This is a genomic window from Sphingomonas sp. (genome assembly GCF_035490575.1).
Lineage (GTDB): Bacteria > Pseudomonadota > Alphaproteobacteria > Sphingomonadales > Sphingomonadaceae > Sphingomonas.
On sequence record NZ_DATJLI010000094.1, the window covers coordinates 25,908 to 35,630 of the forward strand.

10 protein-coding genes are annotated in these 9,723 nt (G+C 67.2%); 4 read left to right on the top strand and 6 right to left on the bottom strand.

The features are described 5' to 3' along the window. Positions 1-25 precede the first annotated feature (25 nt). Together VL973_RS07220 and VL973_RS07225 are read left to right on the top strand one after the other, a co-directional pair. Positions 26-1,306: a citrate synthase gene (locus tag VL973_RS07220; protein ID WP_325283351.1), complete on the top strand. Its 1,281-nt coding sequence runs from the start codon at positions 26-28 to the stop codon at positions 1,304-1,306. Positions 1,307-1,310: 4 nt separating this feature from the next. Further along, positions 1,311-1,514 carry a hypothetical protein gene (locus VL973_RS07225; RefSeq protein WP_325283352.1) on the top strand — a complete coding sequence of 68 codons (204 nt, stop codon included), beginning with the start codon at positions 1,311-1,313 and terminating at the stop codon, positions 1,512-1,514. Between the two features lie 5 nt (positions 1,515-1,519). Here the strand turns inward: VL973_RS07225 and VL973_RS07230 are convergent, their stop codons facing one another. Genes VL973_RS07230 through VL973_RS07245 form a run of 4 tightly spaced genes read right to left on the bottom strand, consistent with a single transcriptional unit; the run spans position 1,520 to position 6,234 of the window. Beyond that, on the bottom strand, positions 1,520-2,842 hold the full coding sequence (locus VL973_RS07230; protein ID WP_325283353.1) for a sensor histidine kinase: 1,323 nt from the start codon (positions 2,840-2,842) through the stop codon (positions 1,520-1,522). Next, entirely contained in the window at positions 2,839-3,915 is a 1,077-nt protein-coding gene (locus tag VL973_RS07235) for a hypothetical protein (RefSeq protein WP_325283354.1), read from the bottom strand. Before VL973_RS07235 ends, VL973_RS07230 begins: the two co-directional genes overlap by 4 nt. 37 nt (positions 3,916-3,952) lie before the next feature. After that, positions 3,953-5,128, bottom strand: coding sequence for a hypothetical protein (locus VL973_RS07240; RefSeq protein ID WP_325283355.1), 1,176 nt, complete (start codon positions 5,126-5,128; stop codon positions 3,953-3,955). Further along, positions 5,128-6,234, bottom strand: coding sequence for an anhydro-N-acetylmuramic acid kinase (locus tag VL973_RS07245; RefSeq protein ID WP_325283356.1), 1,107 nt, complete (start codon positions 6,232-6,234; stop codon positions 5,128-5,130). Before VL973_RS07245 ends, VL973_RS07240 begins: the two co-directional genes overlap by 1 nt. Positions 6,235-6,315: 81 nt before the next feature. Between VL973_RS07245 and tyrS the strand changes: the two genes are divergently transcribed. Next, the gene (tyrS, locus tag VL973_RS07250) at positions 6,316-7,545 is read left to right on the top strand and encodes a tyrosine--tRNA ligase (RefSeq protein ID WP_325283357.1); all 1,230 of its coding nucleotides are present in this window, start codon (positions 6,316-6,318) and stop codon (positions 7,543-7,545) included. Between the two features lie 83 nt (positions 7,546-7,628). Then, the gene (locus VL973_RS07255) at positions 7,629-7,964 is read left to right on the top strand and encodes a PilZ domain-containing protein (protein ID WP_325283358.1); all 336 of its coding nucleotides are present in this window, start codon (positions 7,629-7,631) and stop codon (positions 7,962-7,964) included. 3 nt (positions 7,965-7,967) lie between these two features. Here VL973_RS07255 and VL973_RS07260 read toward each other — a convergent pair whose 3' ends face one another. Both VL973_RS07260 and VL973_RS07265 read right to left on the bottom strand, forming a co-directional pair. Then, the gene (locus tag VL973_RS07260; protein WP_325283359.1) at positions 7,968-8,408 is read right to left on the bottom strand and encodes a DMT family transporter; all 441 of its coding nucleotides are present in this window, start codon (positions 8,406-8,408) and stop codon (positions 7,968-7,970) included. A gap of 32 nt (positions 8,409-8,440) precedes the next feature. Further along, a partial coding sequence (locus VL973_RS07265; RefSeq protein WP_325283360.1) for an ATP-dependent DNA helicase RecG occupies positions 8,441-9,723 on the bottom strand: 1,283 nt, incomplete at its 5' end.

A 9,723-nucleotide genomic window follows, 5' to 3' on the forward strand; every position in this document is an offset into this window, starting at 1 on the left:
AACGAACAATGGGAAGGAAACGCGAATGAGCGACACGAGCCAGACCTTGACCATCAAGGACAAGGACTATCCCGTCCGCAACGGCAGCGTCGGGCCGGACGTGGTCGACATCCGCAAATTTTACGGTCAGTCGGGGATGTTCACCTATGATCCCGGCTTCACCTCGACCGCGAGCTGCGAATCGGGCCTGACCTATATTGACGGTGACGAAGGCGTGCTGCTGCACCGCGGCTATCCGATCGGGCAACTGGCCGAACAGTCGAGCTTCATGGAAGTGGCCTATCTGCTGCTGAACCACGAGCTGCCCACACAGGCGGACCTGGACAAGTTCACCTGGACGATCAGCCGACACACCATGCTGCACGAACAGCTGGCGCAATTTTATCGCGGGTTCCGTCGCGATGCCCATCCGATGGCCATCATGTGCGGCGTGGTGGGCGCGCTTTCGGCTTTTTATCACGATTCGACCGATATCGCCGATCCGCATCAGCGCATGATCGCCAGCCACCGCCTGATCGCCAAGATGCCGACGATCGCGGCGATGGCGTATAAATATTCGGTCGGGCAGCCGTTCCTGTATCCCGACAATTCGCTGTCCTACACCGGCAATTTCCTTCGCATGACGTTCGGGGTTCCGGCCGAGCAATATGAAGTGAACCCGGCGGTCGAACGGGCAATGGACCGCATCTTCATCCTGCACGCCGACCACGAACAGAATGCGTCGACCTCGACCGTCCGGCTGGCCGGCTCGTCGGGCGCCAATCCGTTCGCGTGCATCGCGGCGGGTATCGCCTGCCTGTGGGGTCCGGCGCATGGCGGCGCCAATGAAGCGGCGCTCAACATGCTGCGCGAGATCGGCACGCCCGACAAGATCCCCGAATATATCGCGCGCGCCAAGGACAAGAACGATCCGTTCCGCCTGATGGGCTTTGGTCACCGCGTCTACAAGAACTACGATCCGCGCGCGACCGTCATGCAGAAGACGGTGCGCGAGGTGTTCGAAGCGCTGAACGTTCAGGACCCGCTGTTCGAGACCGCCCTTCGCCTCGAGGAGATCGCGCTGAACGACGATTACTTCATCGAGAAGAAACTGTTCCCGAACGTCGATTTCTATTCGGGCGTGATCCTGTCGGCGATCGGCTTCCCGACGACGATGTTCACCGTTCTGTTCGCGCTTGCCCGCACCGTGGGCTGGGTGGCGCAGTGGAACGAAATGATCTCGGACCCCGAGCAGAAGATCGGCCGCCCCCGCCAGCTCTACACCGGCCCGACGCAGCGGGACTATGTCCCCGTCGATAAGCGCTGAGGCAATGATGCGGCGGCTTCGCTCCATCCTTTCGCTATTGGGGCTGGCCGTCGCGCTGCTGGGCATCTTCTGGATGTTGCAAGGGCTGGGCATCATCGCCTGGCCTGCCAGCAGCTTCATGGTCGGTGACAGCGTTTGGGTGACGGTCGGCTCGGCCGTTTCCGTCGTCGGGCTGTTCCTGATCCTGCTGGGGCGCCGGTTGCGCTGAGACGGTCAGGGCGCGGGCAGGGTCAGCGTGAAGCGCGCGCCCTGCCCCGCCTCGCTCTCGACCGTGATGTCGCCGCCCATCGCGCGCGCAAGCCGCCGCGCGATATACAGGCCCAGGCCATTGCCGCCCGGCTCGCTGGGGTCGACACGCCCGAACTTATCGAAAATCCGCGCCTGGTCGTCCATCGCGATCCCGCGCCCTTCGTCGGCGACGATGATCGCCGCACTGCCATCGCCTCGCTCGCCCACGACCGATACCGAAGCACCGCGCGGTGAATATCGCACCGCATTGCCGATCAGGTTGACCAGGATCTGCAACGCGCGTCTGAACTCGCCGATCGCGGGCAGCGTGTCGCCGCTCGCCGGGCGTTCGATCCGCACATCGGCATTGCCCGCGCGCACCGCCAGCAGCCCGGCGGCGCGCCTGGCGACGTCGGCAAGGTCGATCGCTTCCGCCGCGACGGTGAAATCGGGGCGCTCGATCGCCGACAAATCGACCAGATCATCCACCAGCCCCATCAGGTGCCGGGCCGCGCTGGCGATATCATGGGCGTAATCGATATATTCGGGACGAATCGGCCCGTCGGTCTGCGCGCCGATCGAATCGGCATTGGCGACGATCCGTTGCAGCGGCGTCCGCAGCGCGCGGTCCAGCCGGGTTGCGAACCGGTCGCCAAAAGCCGCGTTCGACATGGCCGGCGCATCGGCCAACGGCTCGACAAAACGACCACTTCCGGCCAATCCCGCAAACTCGCCAGCAACATCGATCCGCGCCTGACCCGACAGCAGCACATCGCGCGCGCCCGGAACCAGCCGGGCGGGCTGATCGGCGAAAGCACCGCGATTTGCCGTGGCGGCAAGCACCTGAACCAGTCCATCGCCCACGCTGAAATCAAAAATCTTCGTCATGGGCTGGCCGATCGATACCGGTTCGCCCGACAGCGCGGTCAGCGTCATGCCCGCATCGGTTTCAAAGGTGAAATCAGCATCCGCGACATCGAACGCACGCGCTGCTTCGCCCCCTGCGGGCGGCGCGACGACATCGTGCAGCCGCCAGCCGCTGACTTCGATTTCAACGCCATCCCCCACGGGGCGCGCACGAACCCACAGCTCCACATCCTCCTCGCCATCGGCGACGCGCACGGGTCGGGCGATGACGATGCCCAGCCGCCGCGACAGCCGCGCGACCCCGGCAAGCGCGGGGATTGCCAGCGGCACGCCTGCGCCACCACCGGCCGCGCTGTTGAGCGACGCCAGCCGTCCGTCGATCGACAAGGGACGCCCCTCGGCATCGAGCCGGGCATGAGCGACAGGATCGTTCGGCGTCATGATTGCAAATCCAGTGCCGCACGGAAATCGGCGGGCAGGCGTAAATTGGCGAGCACGCCGTCGGCGGCATCGGGCGATATCGCCATGATCGCGTCGAGCCGGTCAGCGAACATCTCGACATCGCGTCGTCGGTCGGCTTCGCAAACCGCATAGCCCAGCCGCGCGACCGTCTCCCGCGGCAGGTCGAGCGCGCGCAGCACCAGCCACAGCCGCGGATCGGCCGGGTCGACGATCATCGTCCGCATGGTCGCGCCTTCGACGCCCAGCGCATGGGCCAGGATCGCGACCAGCAGGACGATCCGCCGCTCTCCCAGGCAATGTTCCACGATGGGCACCAGCAAATCCCCACGCAGGTCGAGCGAAAGCGCAAGCCGCGCGGCAATGCCCTCCAGCCCCTCACCCTCGTCATGGCCGGCCAGCACCTGTCCGCCCGCATCGGCGATGGCCCGGTCCAGCGCGACGCGCGCATTGCCGTCGGCATCGGCGGCACGCGCAATCGCGGCCGCAATCCACCAGACGAAGCGCGCCTGACATTCGGCGGTCAGGTCGATTGCATAAGGCGGCTGGTCGGGGGGCGCCTGACGCCGGCCTTCGGCCTGGCGCAGCGCCAGCAGCCGCTGGTCGAGCGTGCGATGCCCGGCGGGCCATGGCGCGCCCTGTGCGGCGACGATACCCGACGGCAGCGCCGATCCGATCAGGTCGAGCGTCACGCGTTCGATCAACTCGCCCGCGACCACCGTGTCCTGCCCCAGGCACCGCTCGACGGCGGGCATGATGTGATAGGCCTCGATCCGGGTCAGCGCTTGCGCGGCGGCGGTTGCACCACGTTGCGTCAATGTCCGGTGGGCATGGTCCTGGATATCGCCGCCGATCGTCCCCACGATCGCGCGGAGCAAGGTGCGTAGCGCATAGCGGCGCTGGTCATCCAGCCGCGCGTCATCGGGTGTCAGCAGATCGCGCACGCTCGCTTCACGCCGCAGCCGGCAAAGCGATTGCGCCCGGCTGGCGCTCGCCAACAGGTTGGAAGCGTCGATGGACTCGCCACCGCGCTGCTCGGACAGGTCGAGCGACATTGCCGAAGTCCCTAACGCTGCTGTCGTTAAAGAGCGCCTAAGGCTTTTCGCGCAGCTTCTCCAGCGCCGCCGCGAGTGTCGCCATTGCATAGGCGGCGGTGACGGCAAGCCCGACACTGGTCAGGCCGGACAGGGAAAAGGGCGCCAGCAACAGCGGATAGGCCGATGGGCTGCCCCACCACCACGCCGCGCGCGCGGCCGCGCGTTCCACCAACGTCGCTGCGGCCACCGTCACCAGTGCCAGCACCAGCGCAGTCGCGGTCCATGCCGCTGCCGATGCCTGCATCCCGACGCCCAGCATCAGCACGCCCGACAGGGCGGCGATCGCCCGTTCCTGCGCCTGCGCGCGTCGATCTTCGCCGCGCAGCCAACTAAGCAGCGAGCCGGTGGACAAGGCGGCGATGCCCGCCAGCCCGGCAACGACCCCGCCGCCGGGCCGCCCCCACCCGATCAGCGCCAGCGCGGCGATCGCCAGCAGCGCAGCGACCGCCGGCACCACCCAGTGCGGCGTTCCCTTTGCCGCCAGCCGTGGCAGCGCAAGACGCGAGACGGGCGTGAAGACAAAACGATCGGGCCAGTCGGTGCGGCCATTAGCCAGCGCCGCCAGCACCGCGTTGCTGCGGCTGGCGAGCGTATCGACATGACGCTCGACGCCGTGGCCCGCTCGCCTGGCCCCTGCCGGCAGGGGCAGCACCGCCGCGCCGCCCTGAACCGATACACGCAGCAACGTCGACTGGAAATCATACTCGCGCGGCATCGCCGCCAGTTCCTTGAGCCGCGTCGGTGACAGCGCGGCAAGGCCCGCCCAGACATGATCGGCATCCACCCGCTCGACCGCTGCCGGGGTGGTGGCGTCGCTCGTCACCATCAGCGTATCGGGTTGCGCGCCCGCGATCGCGCGCATCGCCTGGTCGGTCGTGACCAGCGCGTCGGCGACCACGACGATGCTGGCCAGCGGATGCGCCTTTGCCGCCGCTTCCTCCGCCGACCGGACGATATCGACCGCGACGCCACGACGCGTGATGCGGTTGACCGCCGCCAGCAATGCGGGCGTAACCCGCGCCACCGCGATCAGGATGTGCCCCGCGCCGCAGCCGATCAGCAGCCGCGCCTGATATTCGATCAATGTCATGCCGCCAAAGGGCAGCGTCGCGGCCAGCGCCTCGGCCCGGTCCTCCGCCGCCTCGGTCGCGAAGATCAACCCCGCCAGCATCAGCGCGCCACCCGGAACAGGACACCGCCCGTCATCGGCGCGGCAACACCCGTGGTGCCGGGAAAGCTGATCGGCAGCCCCCGGCACGCGCGAACCGCCATATAGGCAAAGCCCTGCGCCTCCAGCGCGTCACCGTTCCAGCCCAGGCTGTCCGACGATTCGGGGACCAGTCCGGTTCGCTCCGCGATCATCCGCATCAGCGTGGGATTATGCCGCCCGCCCCCGGCAACGATCAGCCGGACGGGGCGACGGGGCAACAGCCGCAGCCCTTCCTCCACCGTCTGCGCCGTGAACGCCGCGAGTGTCGCCGCGCCGTCCTCCACCGACAGACCGCGTGCCGGCTGGATGGTGAAGTCGTTGCGGTCGAGCGACTTGGGCGCGGGCAGATCGAAATAGGGATGATCGAGCATGGCCGTCAGCACTGTATCATCGACGCGACCCGCCGCCGCCAATGCGCCATCGGCATCGAAACGCAGCCCGCGCGCTTCCGCCACCCACGAATCGATCAGACCGTTGGCGGGACCGGTATCGAACGCGATCAGCGTATCGCCATCGATGAACGTGACGTTCGCCACGCCCCCCAGATTGAGCACGGCGAGCGGCCCGTCCATGCCCGCCGTCAGCGCCGCATGATAGACGGGCAGCAGCGGCGCGCCCTGTCCCCCGGCGGCGACATCGGCACTGCGGAAATCGGCGACCACGTCGATTCCGCACTCGGCGGCCAGCGCGGCGCCGTTGCCCAATTGCCACGTCCAGCCGCGATCGGGTCGATGGACGATCGTCTGCCCGTGAAAGCCGATCACCGACACCGCATCGCGCGACACCCCGGCGACATCCAGCAACCGCTCGACCGCTTCAGCATTCGCGGCGCCCAATCGCGCTTCGGCCTGTTCGATCAGCGCATCGCCGGACGGCCCCGCCATCGCCAGCGCGCGTTCGGTCGCCGCCATCAACAAGGCGCGGTCGGTATCCGACCAGTCGGTCGCGTGAAAGGCGATCGGGCGCACTTGCCCGACGCCATCGGTTTCGATCAAAGCGGCGTCGATCGCGTCGAGCGAGGTGCCCGACATCAATCCCATTGCCAATACGCGCGCACCCTTTTCCATCCCCTTCCTCTAGCCCAGCGAGCGGTGAAGTCGAGATGGCCCCTCGCACCGCCGCCAAATCATGCTATCGGCGCGCGCACCATGACCGAATATCGATCCGACCTGCTCCGCACGCTGACCGCGCGCGGTTATGTCCACCAGATGACCGATGCCGCCGCGCTGGACGCGCTCGCCGCGAAACAGGTCGTGCCCGGCTATATCGGCTTCGATCCCACCGCGCCCTCGCTGCATGTCGGCAGCCTGGTGCAGATCATGCTGCTGCGCCGGATGCAGCAAAGCGGACACAAGCCGGTCGTGCTGATGGGCGGCGGCACGGGAAAGATCGGCGACCCCAGCTTCAAGGATGAAGCGCGCAAGCTGATGACCGACGACATCATCCGCGCGAATGTGGCGTCGATCCAGACGGTGTTCGAGCGGTTTCTGACCTTTGGCGACGGCCCGACCGATGCCGTGATGGTCGATAATGCCGAATGGCTCGACCGGCTGGAATATATCCCGTTCCTGCGCGACATCGGCCAGCATTTCTCGGTCAACCGGATGCTCAGCTTCGATTCGGTGAAGCTCAGGTTGGACCGCGAGCAGTCGCTGAGCTTTCTTGAGTTCAACTACATGATCCTTCAGGCCTATGACTTCCGCGAGTTGTCGCGGCGCATGGGCGTCCGGCTCCAGATGGGCGGATCGGATCAGTGGGGGAATATCGTCAACGGCATCGAACTGGCCCGCCGTGTCGACGGGACCGAGGTTTACGGTGTTACCACCCCGCTCATCACCACTGCCGATGGGGGCAAGATGGGCAAGACGATGTCGGGCGCGGTGTGGCTGAACGAAGCCGCGCTGCCTGCTTATGATTACTGGCAGTTCTGGCGGAACACCCACGACGCCGATGTCGGCCGGTTCCTGCGCCTGTTCACCGACCTGCCGCTGGATGAAATCACCCGCCTCGAATCGCTGGGCGGGGCCGAGATCAACGAGGCGAAGAAGATCCTCGCCAACGAAGCCACCGCCATGTGCCGCGGGCGTGACGCGGCGGAACACGCGGCCGAGACCGCGCGTCGCACCTTTGAAGAAGGCGCGGCCGGCGCTGCTTTGCCGACACATGTCGTGCCGGACGGGTCGATCGGCGTCGTCGATGCGCTCGTCGCGCTCGGCCTGGTCGCATCGAAGGGCGAAGCGCGCCGTCTGATAAAGGGCGGCGGCGCACGCGCGGACGGCAACCGGATCGAGGACGAGAACACCGTGCTGCCGGTGGGTCCCGAAGGGGTGCGGTTGTCGGCAGGCAAGAAGCATCACGGGATGCTCGTGCGCGGCTGATCCCGCCAAAAGGATAATGCCGGGTTTACCCCCTTTGTTGGCCCATCGTTCATCCGCCGCGGTCGACAATGGACCGGGTGGAAATGGGGGATCGCGCATTGACCTATCCGGGCGCTCGACGGGCCTATGCCGACCAGCGGGCAGAGGACCGCGATGAGGTGCATTTCCGCGCACGCGCCTTTGGACCGGATGCGCGGGCCTTGTCGCCGGTCATCGTCAACCTGTCGCCGCACGGCCTGATGGCTCGTTGCGAAGGCGCGTTCGCCGCCGGCGACCGGCTGCGCGTGACGCTGCCCGTGGTGGGTGTCGTCGTCGCCGAAATCCGCTGGGCATTGGGTGGCCGGATCGGTTGCCAGTTCGAACAGGGCATCGACCGCGCCAGCTATTACGAACTGCTCTCCAGCGTCATGCGCCGATAACGCTCAGGTTCGGCGCACCAGCACTACACCGCCCAGAACCAGCAGCACGCCCAGCACCTTGGAAACGCCGATGGGCGTGCGCGGCAGGCCGAGCAGTCCGAAATGGTCGATGGCCAGCGCCGCCATCAACTGGCTGGCAATAACGATCGTCAGCATCGACGCCAGCCCCAGACGCGGCGCGGCAAAGGCCACCGCCGCGACGAAAAAGGCGCCATAAGCACCACCCAGCAGCATCCACGGTCGCGCCCCCTTCAACTGGGTCAGCGGCGTGCGGTCGGCCAGCAGCCACGCCGCCAGCAAGATGATCGTGCCGACCGAAAAGGATATCAAAGCCGCAAACACGACCGACCCCACTGTGCGGCCGAGCGCAGCGTTGGTCGGCGTCTGCACCGCGACCCCGATGCCGGAGAGCAGGGCGGCCAGTATGGGGATCAGCGCGTTCATGCCCGACGCCGCTAACGCATGGGGCCGCAGCGTCAACCCGAACGCAGCAGCGCAACCCCGGCATCGCGTTCGAACAGATACAGCGCCGTCCGCGCCGCCGCGCCACGCGGGCCGTTCAGCCCGCCGTCTCGGTCGATCAGCAAACGGGCATCGGCATTGGCCATTGGCAGCAATTCGCCCATCATTTCCGGGCTGGCCAGCCGGAACACCGCTTCCCCCGACTGCCGTGTGCCCAGCAATTCGCCCGCGCCGCGCAGCCGTAGATCCTCCTCGGCGATGCGAAAGCCGTCATTGGTCTCGCGCATCAGCGCCAGCCGCGCGCGCGATGTTTCGCTGAGCGTTCCGCCGCGCAGCAGCAGGCAGATCGATCGCCCGCCGCCGCGCCCGACACGCCCGCGCAGTTGGTGCAGCTGCGCCAGCCCGAAACGGTCGGCATGTTCGATGACGATCAGCGTGGCGTTGGGCACGTCGACCCCGACCTCAATCACCGTCGTCGCCACCAGCACCCCGGCGCGCCCGGCCGAAAAGCGGGCCATTTCGGCGTCCTTGTCCGGCGCCTTCATCCGGCCATGCACCAGCGCGACCGCATCGCTGCCAAAGCGCGCCCGCAGCGTTTCCGCCCGCGCCTCGGCCGCGGCCATGTCGGACTTTTCGCTTTCCTCGACCAGCGGACACACCCAATAGGCCTGCCCCCCGCCCTCGATATGGCGGCCCAGCGCCTCGACCACTTCGGACAGGCGGTCGTCGGACACGACGCGTGTTTCGATCGGCTCGCGGCCGGGCGGCATCTCGTCCAGCCGGCTGACGTCCATCTCCCCATATTGCGCCAGCGTCAGCGTGCGGGGAATGGGCGTTGCCGTCATCACCAGCAGGTGCGGCGGGCGCTCGGCCTTGGCCTGTAACAACATCCGCTGCGCCACGCCGAAGCGGTGCTGTTCGTCCACGACTACCAGCCCCAGATCGCGGTAGCTGACGCTTTCCTGGAAGATCGCATGAGTGCCGACCAGGATGTCGATCTCCCCCGACGCCAGCCCCATCAGCGTCGATTCGCGCGCGCGCCCCTTGTCGCGTCCGGTCAGGATGGCGACGCGGGCGATGCCCGACAGCATCCGTGACAGATTGTCGTAATGCTGCCGCGCCAGGATCTCGGTCGGCGCCAGCAGCGCGCCCTGCGCCCCGCCCTCCACCGCGATCAGCAGCGCCATCAGCGCCACCAGCGTCTTGCCCGACCCCACATCGCCTTGCAGCAGCCGCAGCATCGGGCGCGACTGGGCCATGTCGCCTTCGATTTCCGCGATCGAGCGCGCCTGCGCCC